Annotated in this window: 17 protein-coding genes; 8 read left to right on the top strand and 9 right to left on the bottom strand. The window is 68.5% G+C overall.

Going from position 1 to position 17,447, the window contains the following annotated elements:
• The first annotated feature begins 106 nt into the window (after positions 1-106).
• The 5 genes from QMK28_RS05360 (at position 107) to trxA (ending at position 5,018) form a co-directional block, all read left to right on the top strand.
• Complete coding sequence (locus QMK28_RS05360) at positions 107-1,846, top strand: protein kinase family protein (protein ID WP_326435817.1); 1,740 nt, start codon at positions 107-109, stop codon at positions 1,844-1,846.
• Between the two features lie 40 nt (positions 1,847-1,886).
• A complete protein-coding gene (gene sigM, locus QMK28_RS05355; protein ID WP_326435886.1) occupies positions 1,887-2,564 on the top strand; it encodes an RNA polymerase sigma factor SigM in 678 nt (225 codons plus the stop codon).
• A complete protein-coding gene (locus QMK28_RS05350; protein ID WP_326435816.1) occupies positions 2,561-3,505 on the top strand; it encodes an anti-sigma factor family protein in 945 nt (314 codons plus the stop codon). The genes sigM and QMK28_RS05350 overlap by 4 nt, the downstream gene beginning before the upstream one ends.
• 154 nt (positions 3,506-3,659) lie before the next feature.
• Complete coding sequence (gene trxB, locus QMK28_RS05345) at positions 3,660-4,634, top strand: thioredoxin-disulfide reductase (RefSeq protein WP_326435815.1); 975 nt, start codon at positions 3,660-3,662, stop codon at positions 4,632-4,634.
• 54 nt (positions 4,635-4,688) lie between these two features.
• Positions 4,689-5,018: a thioredoxin gene (trxA, locus tag QMK28_RS05340; RefSeq protein WP_326435814.1), complete on the top strand. Its 330-nt coding sequence runs from the start codon at positions 4,689-4,691 to the stop codon at positions 5,016-5,018.
• Positions 5,019-5,105: 87 nt separating this feature from the next.
• Here the strand turns inward: trxA and QMK28_RS05335 are convergent, their stop codons facing one another.
• The 9 genes from QMK28_RS05335 to rpmH form a co-directional block, all read right to left on the bottom strand.
• Positions 5,106-5,723 (bottom strand): GNAT family N-acetyltransferase, encoded by a 618-nt coding sequence (locus QMK28_RS05335; RefSeq protein WP_326435813.1) that lies wholly within the window; start codon positions 5,721-5,723, stop codon positions 5,106-5,108.
• Positions 5,724-6,037: 314 nt separating this feature from the next.
• Entirely contained in the window at positions 6,038-7,180 is a 1,143-nt protein-coding gene (locus tag QMK28_RS05330; protein ID WP_326435812.1) for a ParB/RepB/Spo0J family partition protein, read from the bottom strand.
• Positions 7,177-8,298, bottom strand: a complete 1,122-nt coding sequence (locus QMK28_RS05325; protein WP_326435885.1) for a ParA family protein — start codon at positions 8,296-8,298, stop codon at positions 7,177-7,179. The genes QMK28_RS05330 and QMK28_RS05325 overlap by 4 nt, the downstream gene beginning before the upstream one ends.
• A gap of 282 nt (positions 8,299-8,580) precedes the next feature.
• Positions 8,581-9,309, bottom strand: coding sequence for a 16S rRNA (guanine(527)-N(7))-methyltransferase RsmG (gene rsmG, locus QMK28_RS05320; protein WP_326435811.1), 729 nt, complete (start codon positions 9,307-9,309; stop codon positions 8,581-8,583).
• Between the two features lie 135 nt (positions 9,310-9,444).
• A complete protein-coding gene (locus tag QMK28_RS05315; RefSeq protein ID WP_326435810.1) occupies positions 9,445-9,957 on the bottom strand; it encodes a Jag family protein in 513 nt (170 codons plus the stop codon).
• Positions 9,958-9,971: 14 nt separating this feature from the next.
• On the bottom strand, positions 9,972-11,105 hold the full coding sequence (yidC, locus tag QMK28_RS05310; RefSeq protein WP_326435809.1) for a membrane protein insertase YidC: 1,134 nt from the start codon (positions 11,103-11,105) through the stop codon (positions 9,972-9,974).
• A 3-nt stretch (positions 11,106-11,108) separates the two neighbouring features.
• Positions 11,109-11,426, bottom strand: coding sequence for a membrane protein insertion efficiency factor YidD (gene yidD, locus QMK28_RS05305; protein WP_326435808.1), 318 nt, complete (start codon positions 11,424-11,426; stop codon positions 11,109-11,111).
• Positions 11,423-11,812, bottom strand: coding sequence for a ribonuclease P protein component (gene rnpA, locus QMK28_RS05300; protein ID WP_326435807.1), 390 nt, complete (start codon positions 11,810-11,812; stop codon positions 11,423-11,425). Before rnpA ends, yidD begins: the two co-directional genes overlap by 4 nt.
• A 16-nt stretch (positions 11,813-11,828) precedes the next feature.
• Complete coding sequence (gene rpmH / locus QMK28_RS05295; protein WP_326435806.1) at positions 11,829-11,966, bottom strand: 50S ribosomal protein L34; 138 nt, start codon at positions 11,964-11,966, stop codon at positions 11,829-11,831.
• 424 nt (positions 11,967-12,390) lie between these two features.
• On the opposite strand from rpmH, the gene dnaA reads away from it, so the two are divergent.
• The 3 genes from dnaA (at position 12,391) to gnd (ending at position 17,430) form a co-directional block, all read left to right on the top strand.
• Entirely contained in the window at positions 12,391-14,274 is a 1,884-nt protein-coding gene (gene dnaA, locus QMK28_RS05290) for a chromosomal replication initiator protein DnaA (protein WP_326435805.1), read from the top strand.
• A gap of 1,000 nt (positions 14,275-15,274) precedes the next feature.
• Positions 15,275-16,405, top strand: a complete 1,131-nt coding sequence (gene dnaN, locus QMK28_RS05285) for a DNA polymerase III subunit beta (RefSeq protein ID WP_326435804.1) — start codon at positions 15,275-15,277, stop codon at positions 16,403-16,405.
• A 146-nt stretch (positions 16,406-16,551) separates the two neighbouring features.
• Complete coding sequence (gene gnd, locus QMK28_RS05280) at positions 16,552-17,430, top strand: phosphogluconate dehydrogenase (NAD(+)-dependent, decarboxylating) (protein WP_326435803.1); 879 nt, start codon at positions 16,552-16,554, stop codon at positions 17,428-17,430.
• Positions 17,431-17,447: the final 17 nt, after the last annotated feature.

The following is a 17,447-nucleotide window of genomic DNA, read 5'->3' as shown; positions in this document are numbered from 1 at the left end:
GAGCACAACCTTCGATCAGTACCGCGTGTCGTGCATAGCGGCGGACTGTGGGCACAATTGGCATTGCTGTGGAGAGCACGCAACGGATGGGGAGGCAGGAACGACGGTGGCGGATAGGAGCACGGCTGCCGTCGACGTGGCCAATACCGGCGGCGACAAGCCGCCGACCGCCAAGGCGGACGAGGCCACGACCGACGGGGTGAAGGCCGGGGACACGGTCGGCACGCACAAGGACGACGCACGCGCGGACACCGCGCAGACCCAGGACGAGCACGCCTCGGCGCCCGACGCGCAGCCTCCCGAGCTGCACAGCGGCCACAAGCTCGCGAGACGGTACCGCCTGGAGGAATGCGTCACCCGTCTGGACGGATTCAGCAGTTGGCGTGCGGTGGACGAGAAACTGCGCCGCGCCGTCGGCGTCCACCTGCTGCCCGCCGACCATCCGCGGGCCAGACCCGTCCTCGCCGCGGCCCGCTCGGCCGCGCTGCTGGGTGACCCACGCTTTGTCCAGGTGCTCGACGCCGTCGAGGAGAACGACCTCGTCTACGTCGTCCACGAGTGGCTGCCCGACGCCACCGAACTCACGGCTATTCTCGCCGCCGCCCCCCTTGAGCCGCACGACGCCTACCAGCTCGTCAGCCAGGTCTCCCAAGCCATGACGGCCGCACACCGGGAGGGCCTGGCGCACCTGCGGCTCACGCCCAGCTCGGTGCTGCGCACGGACTCCGGCCAGTACCGGATCCGCGGCCTCGCCGTCATGGCCGCGCTGCGCGGCATGAGCTCCGAACAGCCGCAGCGCTGCGACACCGAAGCCATCGGCGCCCTGCTCTACGCCTCGCTCACTCAGCGCTGGCCGTACGAGAGCGACGCTTACGGTCTCTCCGGGCTCCCCAAGGACGTCGGCCTGATCGCTCCCGACCAGGTCCGCGCGGGAGTCCACCGCGGCCTCTCCGAACTCACGATGCGCGCCCTGGTCAACGACGGGGCCACCGCCTCCCGCCAGGAACAGCCCTGCGCCACGCCTGAGGAGCTCTCCAAGGCGGTCTCCGCGATGCCGCGCATCCGCCCGCCGGAGCCCACCTTCACCGCCCCGCCCTCGTACCAGCGCACCACCTACCAGCAGGGCTCGTACGGACAGCCGCCGTCCCGCAACGGACACCCGGGCCCCGCCAGGCCCATCCCCGCTGTGCCACTGCCACCGCCGCAGAGCCGCACCATCAGGGCCCTGAAGTGGACCGTCTCGGCCCTGCTCATCGCCGCGCTCGGTCTCGGCAGCTGGCAACTGGCCGACACGCTGCTCCAGGACGAGGGACACACCGAGAAGTCGGACGACTCCGGGGCGGGCAGCGGTGGCGGTTCCGGAAAGTCGGCCCCGCAGCCGCTCAAGATCACGAATGCCGCCGAGTACTACCCGGACGGCCAGCCCCAGCACCTCAACCAGGTTCCGTTCACCTACGACGGCGACCCGTCGACGGAGTGGCGCAGCAAGTCGTACCAGGACGGCCCCGACCTGAAGCCTTCCTTCAAGCGGGGAGTCGGCATCGTCTACGACCTCGGGTCGAAGCGGAAGCTGTCCGGCGGCTCGATAGGTCTCCATTTCAGCGGTGACCACACGACTCTGTCGCTCTACGCGGCTGATTCACTCTCCAGCACCACTCCGCTCGCGACTGCGAATAAGCTCGCCACCACCGAGACAACGACGACGACCGCGAAGCTCACGGTGAAGGACCCGGCGAAGACCCGGTACGTGGTGGTCTGGATCACGGCGATGCCGCAATCGCCGATAGACGAATTCAGCAGCGCCGGCTTCAAGCAAGCCATCACGGACGTGAAGTTCACAGGCTGACCGCACGGACCGGGGAGGGTGCTCGACGTTGGACGACGCCATGGAAGGCGCCGCGAGCGACAGCGAACTGCTCGCTCGCCATGTCGCGGGCGACCCGGACGCCTTCGGGGAGATAGTCCGGCGCCACCGCGACCGACTCTGGGCGGTGGCGCTCCGCACCCTGGGGGACCGTGAGGAAGCCGCTGACGCCGTCCAGGACGCCTTGGTGTCGGCATACCGGGCCGCCCACACCTTCCGGGGCCAGTCCGCCGTCACAACATGGCTGCACCGCATCACGGTCAACGCGTGTCTCGACCGGGCCCGCAAGGCCGCTTCCCGCCGCACGTCCCCCATCGCCGACACCGAGCGCCTCGATCAGCTCCTCGATCCCGAGGAGTCCGCCGCCGCCCCTGTCGAGCGGCACGATCTCCGCCGTGAACTGGTGCAGGCCCTCGGCAAACTCCCACCCGACCAGCGCGCCGCGCTGGTGCTGGTCGATATGCAGGGCTACCCCGTGGCCGAGGCCGCGGCGGTGCTCGACGTGCCGACCGGCACCGTGAAAAGCCGCTGTGCGCGAGGCCGGGCGAGACTGCTGCCGATGCTCACCCATCTGCGCCCCGACGGCAGGGATAACACTCCGCCGCGCGGGGGAAGGAACCGGACGCAGGGGACATCCGTCCCACCGTCGACAGGACCCAACGATGCGGATGCCGTGAAGGGCGGAGGTGGGCGAGCGTGACATCAACGACCGACACGGATGAGCACCCCGAGGTCGCGGAGATCTCCGCACTCACGGACGGCTTGCTCTCCCCTTCACGTACGTCCGACCTCCGGGAGCATCTGACCGGCTGCGCACTGTGCGCGGACGTCCAGGCTTCACTGGAGGAGATCCGCGAGCTGCTCGGTACGCTCCCCGGGCCGACCCGGATGCCGGCCGACGTCGTGAGCCGTATCGACGCGGCGCTCGCCGCCGAAGCGCTCCTCGACGCGACGGCTCCCGCCGACGGCGTTTCACGTGAAACAGCGCGTGAAGCGGTGTCGGTCACAGCGGTCGCTGAAGCCGGACTTGTTTCACGTGAAACCGCGCCCTCCCCGACGGCCCCCACGGCGGACCGGCCTGCCGGGCACGCGCGATCCACCACGGGCCCCGGCCGTCGGCCGGCCGGTCGGCCACTTGCCCGGGGACGCCGCTGGCCGAAGGCTCTGCTCGGCACCGCCGCCGCTGCCGCAGTGCTGGGAATCGGCACTCTGCTCGTTCAAGTGGGGTCCGGCGACGACGCGAAAACAGGTGCGGGCGCTGACAGCGGCAAGAAGAAGACCGAGAGCTCCGTGCTCTCCGCCGAGAACCTCACGTCGCAGGTGCGGACCATGCTGGCCGGCGAAGCGGGCAGCAAGACGCCCGAGTCCGGCGACGTCGGTGCGCAGAGTTCGCCGACCTCGCCACTGCGAGGGGACGCGGCGACCGTGCCCAGTTGCGTGCAGAACGGCATCGGCCGGAGCGAGACACCGATCGCCGCCAAGCAGGACACCTTCGAGGGCACCGACGCCTACATCGTCGTGCTGCCGCACCCCGGCGACAACACCCGCGTCGACGCCTATGTCGTGGACGCTTCCTGCACCGAGAAGTCGCCCGCTCCGGCCGGAAAGGTCCTGCTGAACCGTTCTTACCCGCGCCGCTGACCCCTTGCTCGGGGCGCCACTGACCCCTCGTACAGGTCATTACGGCGGACGCTGGGGACTGGTGGGGAATTCAGGCCCCGTAGGATCCGTTGGGTGGGGTGAGAGTCCTGACAGGGGCCCCACCAAGCAGCCGGCAGAGACAAGGAAGACACCCGTGAGCGACGTCCGCAACGTGATCATCATCGGCTCCGGGCCCGCGGGGTACACGGCCGCGGTTTACGCCGCCCGTGCCTCCCTCAAGCCGCTCGTCTTCGAGGGAGCCGTCACCGCCGGTGGCGCGCTGATGAACACCACCGAGGTGGAGAACTTCCCCGGCTTCCGCGACGGCATCATGGGCCCGGACCTGATGGACGCCATGCGCGGCCAGGCGGAGCGCTTCGGCGCCGAGCTGATTCCGGATGACATCATTTCGGTCGACCTCAGTGGGGAGATCAAGACCGTCACGGACACCGCGGGTACCGTCCACCGCGCCAAGTCCGTGATCGTCACCACCGGATCCCAGCACCGCAAGCTCGGCCTGCCGCGTGAGGACGAGCTCTCCGGGCGCGGCGTCTCGTGGTGCGCCACGTGTGACGGGTTCTTCTTCAAGGACCAGGACATCGCCGTGATCGGCGGCGGCGACACCGCGATGGAGGAGGCAACCTTCCTCTCGCGCTTCGCCAGGTCCGTCACGGTCGTCCACCGTCGTGACACCCTGCGCGCCTCCAAGGCGATGCAGGAGCGCGCCGTGGCCGACCCGAAGATCTCCTTCATCTGGGACAGCGAGATCGCCGAGATCAAGGGCGAGAACAAGCTCGCCGGTCTGACCCTGCGCAACCTCAAGACCGGTGAGACCTCCGAGCTGCCGGTGACCGGCCTGTTCATCGCGATCGGCCACGACCCGCGTACCGAGCTGTTCCAGGGCCAGTTGGACCTGGACGACGAGGGCTACCTCACCGTGGAGGCGCCGTCCACCCGGACCAACCTCACCGGAGTCTTCGCCGCAGGCGATGTGGTGGACCACACCTACCGGCAGGCGATCACCGCGGCCGGCACCGGTTGTTCCGCCGCGCTGGACGCCGAGCGCTTCCTCGCCTCGCTCACGGACGGCAAGTCCGCCGAGCCCGAGAAGGCCGAAGCCACCGTCTGACAGCCCTGCGCGACCCCGCATTCCCCGACGCAACACCGAGACAAGGAGACCGCCGTGGCCGGCACCACCCCGCCCGTGACCGACGACACTTTCGAGGAGATCGTCCTCAAGAGCGACAAGCCCGTTCTGGTCGACTTCTGGGCCGCCTGGTGCGGTCCGTGCCGCCAGATCGCCCCGTCGCTCGAGAAGATCGCCGAAGAGCACGGTGACAAGATCAGCATCGTCAAGCTCAACATCGACGAGAACCCGGCCACCGCCGCCAAGTACGGTGTGATGTCCATCCCGACGCTCAACGTCTACCAGGGCGGCGAGGTCGTGAAGACCATCGTCGGCGCCAAGCCGAAGGCCGCCATCGAGCGCGACCTGGCCGACTTCATCGGCTAGGCACAGAACACCCGGTCGGCTGTAAAAGCTGATCAGCGTTTCACGTGAAACACAGTTTCTCAGGACATCCGCCTCAGAGCGGCCGCCTCAGAGCGGCCTCAGCGCCGGCTCCTTCTGTACAGCGCCGAGCAACCGGTCCAGCGCCAGCTCGACGTCTTCCTTCCAGGACAGCGCCGTCCGCAGCTCCAGCCGCAGCCGGGGGTAGCGCGGGTGCGGCCGTACGGTCTTGAAGCCCACAGCCAGCAGATGATTCGCGGGCAGCACACACGCCGGTTCCTTCCAGCGCGCGTCCCCGAACGCCTCGATCGCCTTGAACCCGCGCCGCAGCAGATCCTTGGCGACTGTCTGCACCATCACCCGCCCCAGGCCCTGCCCCTGGTACCCGGGCAGCAGCCAACCGGTCATCAGCTGGACCGCGTCGGGTGACACCGGGCTCGTGGGAAACGCTGTCGCACGGGGGACATAGGCCGGAGGGGCGTACAGCACGAAGCCCACGGGCATCTCGTCGACGTAGATCACCCGGCCGCACGAGCCCCATTCCAGCAGCACCGCTGAGATCCAGGCTTCTTTTTCCAGCTCCGGCCGGCCGGCCTTTACCGCGGCTTCCCCGCTGACGGGGTCGAGCTCCCAGAAGACACATGCCCGGCACCGCTTGGGGAGGTCCGAAAGGTTGTCCAGCGTGAGCGGTACGAGCCGACGCCCCATGAAGCCAGTTCCTCACTGCTGGTGCCTGCCGCTCCTCGGGCGGCTCCCAGCGCGTCACGATCCCTGAGCAGACTGCCGACGAATCCGCTGACTGCCCCCAGACCCAGCCCAGTCGCCACCAGTCCACTGCGGCTCACCGTTCGCATGGCCCCGCCCCTTCAGATGAGGTCTCGCAAGGTGGATGTGCCATAACCGAACACATCGTATCTGTGCGGCGATTACCCCGATAGCGCAGTAAAGGTAAAAGGGCGGGCCGCGTTCCGAATTCACCCGGAGCGCGGCCCGCCCCCTTGGAGCACAGCTGAGTCGTCAACTCACCGCTCGCGCTCTTCCCCTGCGAGATCGTCCTCGCCGGCGTCTGCGGCGCCTTCGGCGTCGTCCTCCGTGAGCCGCTTCGCCAGCACCCGGCCCTCGCCCGGAGCCAGCGAGCCCAGAATGCGGTCGAGATCGTCTATCGACGCGAACTCGACGACGATCTTTCCCTTCTTCTGGCCCAGATCGACCTTCACCCGCGTCTCGAAACGGTCCGACAGCCGCGAGGCCAGGTCCGTGAGCGCCGGCGAAACCCTGGCGCCCGCGCGCGGCCCCTTGCCCTTCGGACTGCTCTTCGGACGTACGCCCATCAGCGTCACGATCTCTTCGACCGCGCGCACCGAGAGGCCCTCGGCGACGATGCGGTGCGCGAGCCGGTCCTGCTCCTCCGAGTCGTCCACGGACAGCAGCGCGCGAGCGTGACCGGCCGAGAGAACCCCGGCGGCGACCCGCCGCTGCACCGACGGAGAAAGCCGCAGCAACCGCAGCGTGTTGGAGACCTGCGGACGCGAGCGTCCGATCCGGTCCGCCAGCTGATCATGCGTGCAGTTGAAGTCCTTCAGCAGTTGGTCGTACGCCGCCGCCTCTTCCAATGGATTGAGCTGAGCCCGATGCAGATTCTCCAGAAGGGCGTCCAGGAGAAGCTTCTCGTCGTCGGTGGCCCGGATGATCGCGGGGATCCTCGCCAGACCGACCTCACGACAGGCCCGCCAGCGACGCTCGCCCATGATGAGCTCATAGCGTTCCGGTGCCACCTGACGTACGACGACCGGCTGGAGCAGGCCCACTTCGTGGATCGAAGAGACCAGTTCGGCGAGAGCGTCCTCGTCGAAGACCTCACGCGGCTGCCGGGGGTTGGGCGTGATGAAGTCCAGCGGCAGTTCGGCGAAGTGCGCTCCGACCGCCTCCTCGATCACCACGGGAGCTTCTTCACGCACCGCCGAATCGGTTTCACGTGAAACGCCGCTCCGCGGGAGCGAGGTGACCTTGGCCGCGGCGACGCCGCGCTCCGCGGTCAGCACGGGCACCGCCGACGGGGAAGTCGCGCCGCTCCCCATCGCGGGCCCGGCATTGTCCAACGCCTGCGGCGCGGCAGGGATCAGCGCACCGAGCCCTCGACCCAGTCCTCTACGTCGCTCGCTCACTGAGTCCCCTCCGACATGTTGTGCTGTTCTTGCCCATGGTTCCGGCCCACCGTCTGGGCATGCTGGTGGGGGTGTTGTGCGTCGTAATTGACCGTCACCCCTTGGCCGCCCTGCTGGGGCATCCCCCGCAGGGCGATCTCCCGGGCCGCTTCGAGATAGGAGAGCGAGCCACTGGAGCCGGGGTCGTACGTGAGCACCGTCTGCCCGTAACTGGGGGCTTCCGAGATCCGTACCGATCGGGGAATGCTCGTCCGCAGCACCTCGGTGCTGAAGTGAGTCCGCACTTCGTCCGCCACCTGCGAGGCCAGTCGGGTCCGGCCGTCGTACATGGTGAGCAGAATCGTCGAGACGTGCAGCTTGGGGTTGAGGTGGCCGCGCACCAGCTCCACATTCCGCAGCAGTTGGCCCAGCCCCTCCAGCGCGTAGTACTCACACTGGATCGGGATCAGCACCTCTGCGCCGGCGACCAGCGCGTTGACCGTCAGCAGACCGAGCGACGGCGGGCAGTCGATGAGGACATAGTCCAACGGCTGCTCATAGGCCTTGATCGCACGGTCCAGCCGGCTCTCCCGCGCCACCAGCGACACCAGCTCGATCTCGGCACCGGCCAAGTCGATCGTGGCGGGCGCGCAGAACAGCCCTTCGACGTCCGGTACCGGCTGCACCACCTCGGAGAGCGGTCTGCTCTCCACGAGGACGTCGTAGATCGACGGGATTTCGGAATGATGGTCGATCCCCAGCGCCGTCGAGGCGTTGCCCTGGGGGTCAAGGTCGATCACCAGCACCCGCGCCCCGTGCAGGGCCAGCGAAGCGGCGAGATTGACCGTGCTGGTGGTCTTGCCGACCCCGCCCTTCTGGTTGGCAACGACCATGACGCGGGTCTGCTCCGGCCGGGGCAGGCCTTCGCCCGCGCGGCCGAGTGCTTCTACTGCCAGTTGGGCAGCACGACCGATGGGGGTGTCGTCCATGGGAGGCGGCGTTTCACGTGAAACATCCTCCCCCGGCGACTCGCTTCGGGGACCGGGGACCGGGTCGGTCATCGGCCCCGCGATGTTGGCGTCGGACCGCAAGGATTCACTCTCCTCGACTTCAGGCTCACAATGCACTGAGCCTGCCATGCTTTCGGGGTCGTGAACCAGCGGGGCCCATTCTCCTGTGGATGAATCCACTACGGGAGGCTCTTTCGGAGGACTGGGGCCGGCCCTTCGGGGATCCGCCGCACGACCGCGCGGCGCGGCGGCCGCGCGACCGCGGCCGATGATTCCTTGCAGCAGAGAGCGACGTTTCACGTGAAACACGATGCACTCGCGCAGGCCCTATCCGGGCACGACACTCCGATATGGGTAGTTTTGACTGCTTGTATGGAGCATTGGGGGCCTCCCCAATGCTCCCAAGCCGTCTCAGCGCCTACGGCGCGGCGCCCTCGCGGCCCTGCCCGCCTGCGCCGCCTTCGCCCGCTTGGTCGCGAAGCGAACTCCGCCGGGGCTCTCCCCGCACACCACGCGCACGACCGTGGCGAGCGGATCCACCACTCCCTCGCCGACATGCGTGATCGATGTCTCCACCACGCCGAGCTTGCTCAGTGCCGCACGGGCACCCTTCAGCTCCTCCTCGGCCGTGTCGCCCTTGAGGGCCAGCATCTCGCCGTAGGGGCGCAGCAGGGGCACTCCCCAGCCGGCCAGCCGGTCCAGCGGCGCCACCGCCCGAGCCGTCACGACATGCACCGGCGGCAGGGTGCCCAGTACCTCTTCGGCCCGTCCACGCACAACCGTGACGTGGTCCAGGCCGAGCAGCTCGACCACTTCCTGCAGGAAGTTCGTACGGCGCAGCAGCGGCTCCAGCAGCGTGATGCGCAGGTCGGGCCGGACCAGGGCCAGCGGGATGCCCGGCAGGCCCGCACCGGAGCCCACATCGCATACTGAGACGCCCTCGGGCACCGCCTCGGAGAGCACCGCGCAGTTCAGCAGATGCCGCTCCCATAGTCGCGGCACTTCGCGTGGCCCGATCAGGCCACGCTGCACCCCGGCATCGGCCAGCAACTCGGCGTACCGAACGGCCTCAGGGAAGCGCTCACCGAATACTGCCTGCGCCGCCTCGGGCGCCGGGGGGAGCTCCGCAGCCTCCGTCACGAGAACCGTCCTTCCTCGGGGTCCGGGGGAGATCCCCCGGAAGACACAACATGTTGTCCGCCGAACAGCGGGCCGACAGAGTCCGGCCCCGTCTGCGAACAGACGGGGCCGGAATGACTCAGGAACCGGTCCGGATCAGACCGGGAGCACGACGACGCAGCGCTGTGGCTCTTCGCCCTCGGACTCACTGCGCAGACCGGCCGCCGCCACGGCGTCATGGACGACCTTGCGCTCGAAGGGCGTCATCGGATGCAGCTTCACCGGCTCGCCGGCGCCCTTGGCCTCTTCCACCGCTTTGGAGCCCAGTTCCGTGAGCTCCTCGCGCTTGCGGGCCCGGAAGCCGCTGATGTCCAGCATCAGCCGGCTGCGGTCGCCGGTCTCGCGGTGCACGGCGAGCCGGGTCAGCTCCTGGAGCGCTTCCAGCACCTCGCCGTCACGGCCGACCAGCTTCTGCAGATCCCGGCTGGTCGATTCGCTGACGATCGACACGGCGGCCCGGTCGGCCTCGACGTCCATGTCGATGTCACCGTCGAGGTCCGCGATGTCCAGCAGGCCCTCAAGGTAGTCAGCCGCGATCTCACCCTCTTGCTCAAGGCGGGACACGGTGTCGACGACCTCCGGGGTGGAGGTCGTGGTGCCTTCCGTCACGGGTGGACTCCTTCTTACTTCTTGGACGGGTGCTTGGGCCGCTGCTGGCCCTTGCGCTGTCCGGACTTGGCGTTACGGGAGGAGCCGGAGGCCGAGCCGCCGGCCGGCTTGCCACCCTGCGGCCCCTTCTTCTCCAGCGAAGTCTTGGTATCGGGCTTCTCGTCGGCGGTCGGCGTCTGGGCCCGAGCACGGGTCTGGCCCTCGGCCGGCGGCGTAACGGCGGTCTGACGCCGGGACTTGCTCTGCCGCTTGGGCTGCTGCCGGTTCGCGCGGGCGGTCTCGACGGCCTTCTTGACCTCGACCTCGGCCGGGTCCTCCTTCAGCTTGCCCTGCGCGCGCAGCCGCTCCTGGCGCTGCGAGAAGGCGAGGCTGCCCGGGGTCGGGTTCCGGCGGATGACGAACATCTGCTGGCCCATGGTCCACAGGTTGGTGGTCAGCCAGTAGACGAGGACGCCCACGGGGAAGTTGATGCCGAAGACGGCGAACATGATCGGGAAGACGTACATCAGCATCTTCTGCTGCTGCATGAACGGCGTCTTCACCGTCATGTCGACGTTCTTCGTCATCAGCTGACGCTGGGTGTAGAACTGCGAGCCCGACATCAGGACGATCATGATGACCGTGACCACGCGGACGTCGACCAGCGAAGCGCCGAGGCTCTCGATCTTCGCGGCGCCGTCCATGAACTTGGCGGCCAGCGGAGCGCCGAAGATGTGCGCCTTCTGCGCGCTGTCCAGCAGGTCCTGGTTGATCACGCCGACGGTCTTGCCGTTGGCGATGTGGTTCAGCACTTGGTACAGCGTGATGAAGAACGGCGACTGGGCCAGAATCGGAAGACAGCTCGAGAGCGGGTTGGTACCCGACTCCTTGTAGAGCTTCATCATCTCTTCGGACTGGCGCTGCTTGTCGCTCTTGAAGCGCTCCTGGATCGCCTTCATCTGAGGCTGGAGCACCTGCATGTTCCGTGTCGCCTTGATCTGCTTCACGAAGAGCGGGATCAGGCAGATCCGGATCAGGACCACCAGCGAAACGATGGACAGGCCCCACGCCGCCCCGCTGTTCTTGTCGAAGACAAGGCTGTACAGCGAGTGGAACTGGACGATGATCCAGGAAACTACGAAATAGAGAGGACCGAGGATCGTGTCCACGAATCAGGCTCCTTGGGCGTTGGGCTGAGTCTCGGGCTGTACAACGGGCTCGACGGCGGGGTGCCCGCCCCAGCGACTTCGCAGCCGCTGGTGCCAGACCGGACGCTTCCGGGGAGGTACGTGGTCGACGCCACCGAGCGACCACGGATTACAGCGCAGGATGCGCCAGGCGGTCAGCGCCGTTCCTTTCACCGCACCGTGGACCTGGATGGCCTGATAGCCATATCGCGAACACGACGGGTAGTACTTGCAGACCGGCCCCAGCAGCGGGCTGATGGTCCACTGGTACAGCTTGATCAACCACAGCAGCGGGTACTTCATCGCGGCGCCCCTCCCAGCAGCCGCTGCAGCGCGGCGTCCAGGTCCTGGGCCAGCTCGTCGTGACCCGCCTCGCCGGCGCCGGGCAGCGCCCTTACTACTACCAGGCTACCGGCGGGAAGCCGAGACATCCTGTCGCGCATGAGATGGCGCAGCCTCCGCTTCACCAGGTTGCGGACGACAGCGCCGCCGACGGCTTTGCTGACGACGAAACCCGCACGTGCGAGGGGAGCGCTCTCCCCAGGCGCGTGCGGGTTCCCGCCCCCCTCGACCTGCGGGGGGGCGTTGCGAAGATGAACGACGAGAAGAGGGCGCCCGGCCCTGCGTCCTCGGCGTACCGCGGTCGCAAAGTCCTCGCGCCGCCTCAGCCGATTTTCGGTAGGCAGCACGTCGTGACCTTTACGATCAGGCGGACAGCTCGGTGCGGCCCTTGCCACGGCGGGACGCGAGAATCGCGCGGCCGGCACGGGTGCGCATCCGCAGGCGGAAGCCATGGGTCTTGGCGCGGCGACGGTTGTTCGGCTGGAAGGTGCGCTTGCTCACTCGGGGGCTCCAGAAATGTTCGGGTAGTGGCGGGACATCGCCTGGCTGTCACCGTGCGCCCACGAGAAGCTCGCAAGTACGCCCGAGTGCACCGCTTCCGACCACACTTCGTGGCCTTCGCCCATCGGAGGCAGGCGGCAGCAGCCATCGACAACTCGACCTGGTCACGGTACGCGCGGCTGCGCCATCCGGTCAAACCAGTGGCACATCAAGGACAGCCCGACGCCGTGGGGCGGCCCGGAGAAGCCATGGCCCGCCCCACGTGGCACATTTGTACACACCCTGTGGACAACGACTTGAACCGCGCATGCCGGGCTGACTACGTTGGCCGAACCTCGATTTCTTCCCGCCCGTCCCAAGAACCACACATTCGTGGGACCTGTCGGCCCCACCTCCCCGCCCAGCTAGTGAGAGAGCGTGCCCTGTGGCTGACGTACCCGCCGATCTTGCCGCAGTGTGGCCGCGCGTGCTGGAGCAACTGCTCGGCGAAGGCAGGGGGCATGGGGTGGAGGCCAAGGACGAGCACTGGATCAAGCGCTGCCAGCCCCTCGCGCTGGTCGCCGACACCGCTCTGCTCGCCGTGCCCAATGAATTCGCCAAGGGCGTCCTGGAGGGCCGGCTCGCGCCGCTCATCAGCGAGACGCTGAGCCGGGAGTGCGGGCGGCCGATCCGGATCGCGATCACCGTCGACGACACCGCCGGGGAGCCGCCCCTCCCGCAGAGCCCGGTTCCGCACCACCCGCAGCACCAGCAGCAACCGCCCTCGCGCTACGACGACCAGCAGCGCGGCGAGCCCCAGCACGACGCGTACGACGGCTACAACTCCCGCGACGGCCGCGACGCACGGGACAACAGGGGGAGCCGGGACAACAGGGACGTCCGCGACGGTTACGGCCGGCCCTCCGACGAGCTGCCGACGGCCCGGCCCGCCTACCCCGATTACCAGCGCCCCGAGCCCGGCGGCTGGCCGCGCCCCTCCGGGCCCCCCATGCAGGAGGACAGAGGGGACTACGGCTGGCAGCAGCAGCGGCTCGGCGGCTTCCAGGACCGCGACCCGTACGCCTCGCCGCCGCGCACCCAGCAGTCGTACGAGCAGCAGCAGGACTACCGCAACGGACCGGGGGACCACCTCGGCCAGGACCGCTCGTCCTACGAGCAGCAGCGGCGCCACTCCGAGCAGCAGCGTTCCCACGGCGGGCCGGGCGCGCTGCCCGCGCCCGGCGCACCCGGTCCGCTGGCCTCGCAGCCCGCGCCCGCGTCGGGCCCCGGCGAGCCGACCGCGCGGCTGAACCCGAAGTACCTCTTCGACACCTTCGTCATCGGCGCCTCCAACCGGTTCGCGCACGCGGCGGCGGTGGCAGTCGCCGAGGCCCCCGCCAAGGCGTACAACCCGCTGTTCATCTACGGCGAGTCCGGGCTCGGCAAGACCCACCTGCTGCACGCGATCGGGCACTACGCGCGCAGCCTCTACCCGGGCACCCGGGTGCGCTATGTGAGCTCCGAGGAGTTCACCAACGAGTTCATCAACTCCATCCGGGACGGCAAGGGCGACACGTTCCGCAAGCGCTACCGCGAGATGGACATCCTGCTCGTCGACGACATCCAGTTCCTGGCGAGCAAGGAGTCGACGCAGGAGGAGTTCTTCCACACCTTCAACACGCTGCACAACGCCAACAAGCAGATCGTGCTGTCCTCGGACCGGCCGCCCAAGCAGCTGGTGACCCTGGAGGACCGGCTCCGCAACCGCTTCGAGTGGGGCCTGATCACCGACGTCCAGCCGCCCGAACTGGAGACGCGGATCGCGATCCTCCGCAAGAAGGCGGTGCAGGAGCAGCTGCACGCGCCGCCCGAGGTGCTGGAATTCATCGCCTCGCGGATCTCGCGCAACATCCGGGAGCTGGAGGGCGCGCTGATCCGGGTCACCGCGTTCGCGAGCCTCAACCGGCAGCCGGTGGACCTGGGCCTGGCCGAGGTCGTGCTCAAGGACCTGATCCCGGGCGGCGAGGACGCGGCCCCGGAGATCACGGCGAGCGCCATCATGGCCGAGACCGCCTCGTACTTCGGGCTCACGAACGACGACCTGTGCGGCTCTTCGCGCAGCCGGGTGCTGGTGACCGCCCGGCAGATCGCGATGTATCTGTGCCGGGAGCTGACGGATCTGTCGCTGCCGAAGATCGGCGCGCAGTTCGGCGGCCGCGACCATACGACGGTGATGCACGCGGACCGCAAGATCCGCGCGCTGATGGCGGAGCGGCGCTCCATCTACAACCAGGTCACGGAGCTCACGAACCGGATCAAGAACGGCTGAGACGGGCTCGGCGGGCCTGTCAGGGGCGCTCAGGGGGTCGGCTCTCCCCGGAGCGCCCCTTCGTCATGCCGCCCCGTGCGGACAGCCCCTCGGGACAGCCCCTCGGGACAGCCCCTCGGGACCGCTCCGACGGGCCTCGGAAACGCCCGCGAACCGCCCGCGAGGCCCCTGCGAACCCCCCGCGGACCCCCGCGACCCCTCCGAAGACCGCCCCGAAGACCGTCCGCGACCGACGCCCGAGCCGATCTTCTGTTCAGAACTGTTCGAATACCCGTCGCTGCGGCAGTGTTCTCCACAGGTTTGGGGCCGGAAGGCCGTCCACACCCTGGGGACCAAAAAAGTTGTCCAGACTGTGTCCACAGGCGACCTGCCTCAAGATCCATCTGCCGAGGTCAGAGGCCTGGGGAAATGTGGCAAACCTTTATCCACAGGCTGTGGATAAAAATCACGGCGGCAAGGGGCTCCGGGGTTGTCCACCGGCGGCCCACAGGCTGTGGCCGGTTGTGCACAGCATTTCCACACGGTTGTCCACTGTTCGGCAACGAAACGCCCGAGGTCACCGTGCCGAGTGAAAGGCGTCACACCAAGGTGCTCGGTTGGGCTGGGGAGAACCGGGGTAAAGCTGGGGACGAGGCTGGGGAGAAGTAGGCCTTGCCTGTGCACGCGCTGTGCAGAACTTTCGGGTGTCCACAGAACGGTGTGGTTTTCCACCGTCCCCGCCCACAGGCCCGGTGGATAAAAAACCTGCTCTGACCTGCGAAAAGACGGTTATCCACGGTTTCCACAACCCCTACTACTACGACCACCTATAGATAACTGGGAAGCTGCTTGGAAGTGGGGGCTGTGCACAACCGGACCTCCGGCCGGCCCACGCCACTCGCAACGACTTGACCCCGAGCCGCACCGACTGTCAGCGCCGTACGTCAGACTGGTCCGGCGGCAACACAGCCGACGACGAAGGCCAGCAGGACGAGCGAGCAACAGCAGGAGGCGGTTTCCGGTGAAGATCCGGGTGGAGCGCGATGTACTCGCGGAGGCTGTGGCCTGGGCGGCCCGAAGCCTGCCGGCCCGCCCACCGGTGCCGGTTCTGGCGGGGCTGCTGCTGAAGGCGGAGGAAGGCACGCTGAGCCTGTCCGGCTTCGACTACGAGGTGTCGGCCCGCGTCTCCGTCGAAGGCGACGTCGAGGAGGACGGCACCGTCCTGGTCTCCGGCCGGCTGCTCGCCGACATCTGCCGGGCGCTGCCCAACCGACCGGTGGAGATCTCCACCGAGGGCGTGCGAGTGACCGTGGTCTGCGGCTCCTCACGCTTCACCCTCCACACACTGCCCGTGGAGGAATACCCGGCCCTGCCGCAGATGCCGAGCGTCACCGGCACCGTGCCCGGCGAGGTCTTCGCCTCCGCGGCGGCCCAGGTGGCCATCGCGGCCGGCCGCGACGACACCCTCCCGGTGCTCACCGGTGTGCGCATCGAGATCGAGGGCGACACCGTCACCCTCGCCTCGACCGACCGCTACCGCTTCGCCGTCCGCGAGTTCCTCTGGAAGCCCGAGGTGCCGGACATCTCCGCGGTCGCCCTGGTGCCCGCCAAGACTCTGCTCGACACCGCCAAGTCGCTCACCAACGGCGACACGGTCAGCATCGCGCTGGCTGGCTCCGGCGCCGGCGAGGGCCTGATCGGCTTCGAGGGAGCCGGCCGCCGTACGACGACCCGGCTGCTCGAAGGCGACCTGCCGAAGTACCGCACGCTCTTCCCGACCGAGTTCAACTCCATCGCGGTGATCGAGACGCCGGCCTTCGTGGAGGCCGTCAAGCGCGTGGCGCTCGTCGCCGAGCGCAACACCCCGGTGCGGCTGAGCTTCGAGCAGGGCGTGCTGATCCTCGAAGCGGGCTCCAGCGACGACGCACAGGCTGTGGAGCGCGTCGACGCCGTCCTCGACGGCGACGACATCTCGATCGCCTTCAACCCGACCTTCCTGCTCGACGGGCTCAGCGCCATCGACTCGCCGGTCGCCCAGCTGTCCTTCACGACCTCCACGAAGCCCGCGCTGCTCAGCGGCAGGCCCGCGCTGGACGCCGAGGCGGACGACGCGTACAAGTACCTGATCATGCCGGTGCGGCTCAGCGGCTGAGCCGTCGGAAGGGCCCGCCGGACAGTTCCGGCGGGCCCTCGCGATGAGCGGTCGAGCCCACAGTTGAGCGCGGAGCGCCGGGCGTAGGCTCGGCCGCAGGTACACCACGCGAGTACGCCAATGAACTACGTCGTAGAGGATCCCTGATGGAGCTCGGTCTCATCGGTCTCGGCAAGATGGGCGGCAACATGCGCGAGCGCATTCGCCGCTCGGGCCACACCGTCATCGGTTATGACCGCAATCCCGACGTCGCGGACGTCCACAGCCTCAAGGAGCTCGTGGACTCGCTCCAGGGCCCGCGGGTCGTCTGGGTGATGGTCCCGGCCGGCGACGCCACCCAGTCCACCGTGGACGAGCTCGGCGAGCTGCTCTCGCCCGGCGACGTCGTGGTCGACGGCGGCAACTCCCGCTGGACCGACGACGAGAAGCACGCCGAGGAGCTCAAGGCCAAGGGCATCGGCTTCGTCGACTGCGGCGTCTCCGGCGGCGTCTGGGGCCTGGAGAACGGCTACGCGCTGATGTACGGCGGCGACGCCGAGAACGTCGCGAAGGCCCAGCCGGTCTTCGACGCGCTCAAGCCCGAGGGCGAGTTCGGCTCGGTCCACGCCGGCAAGGTCGGAGCGGGCCACTTCGCCAAGATGGTTCACAACGGCATCGAGTACGCGATGATGCAGGCCTACGCCGAGGGCTGGGAGCTGCTGGAGTCCGTGGGCTCGGTGACCGACGTGCGCGAGGTCTTCCGCAGCTGGCAGGAGGGCACGGTCATCCGCTCCTGGCTGCTCGACCTCGCCGTCAACGCGCTGGACCAGGACGAGCACCTGGAGCAGCTGCGCGGGTACGCCGCCGACTCCGGCGAGGGCCGCTGGACGATCGAGGCGGCTCTCGACAACGCGGTGCCGCTGCCCGCCATCACCGCCTCGCTCTTCGCCCGCTTCTCGTCCCGCCAGGACGACTCCCCGCAGATGAAGATGATCGCCGCGCTGCGCAACCAGTTCGGCGGCCACGCGGTCGAGAACAAGAAGTAGGAAACGGCGGAAGGCCG

The organism is Streptomyces sp. H27-D2 (assembly GCF_035828615.1).
In the GTDB taxonomy this organism is placed as follows: domain Bacteria; phylum Actinomycetota; class Actinomycetes; order Streptomycetales; family Streptomycetaceae; genus Streptomyces.
This window is presented reverse-complemented; position numbering and strand designations above follow the sequence as displayed.

Coding starts and splice junctions, on each gene's coding strand:
- sigM (WP_326435886.1), top strand. CDS start 1,887: ATGGAAGGCGCCGCGAGCGACAGCGAACTGCTCGCTCGCCATGTCGCG.
- QMK28_RS05335 (WP_326435813.1), bottom strand. CDS start 5,723: ATGGGGCGTCGGCTCGTACCGCTCACGCTGGACAACCTTTCGGACCTC.
- QMK28_RS05325 (WP_326435885.1), bottom strand. CDS start 8,298: ATGGCAGGCTCAGTGCATTGTGAGCCTGAAGTCGAGGAGAGTGAATCC.
- yidD (WP_326435808.1), bottom strand. CDS start 11,426: ATGAAGTACCCGCTGCTGTGGTTGATCAAGCTGTACCAGTGGACCATC.
- gnd (WP_326435803.1), top strand. CDS start 16,552: ATGGAGCTCGGTCTCATCGGTCTCGGCAAGATGGGCGGCAACATGCGC.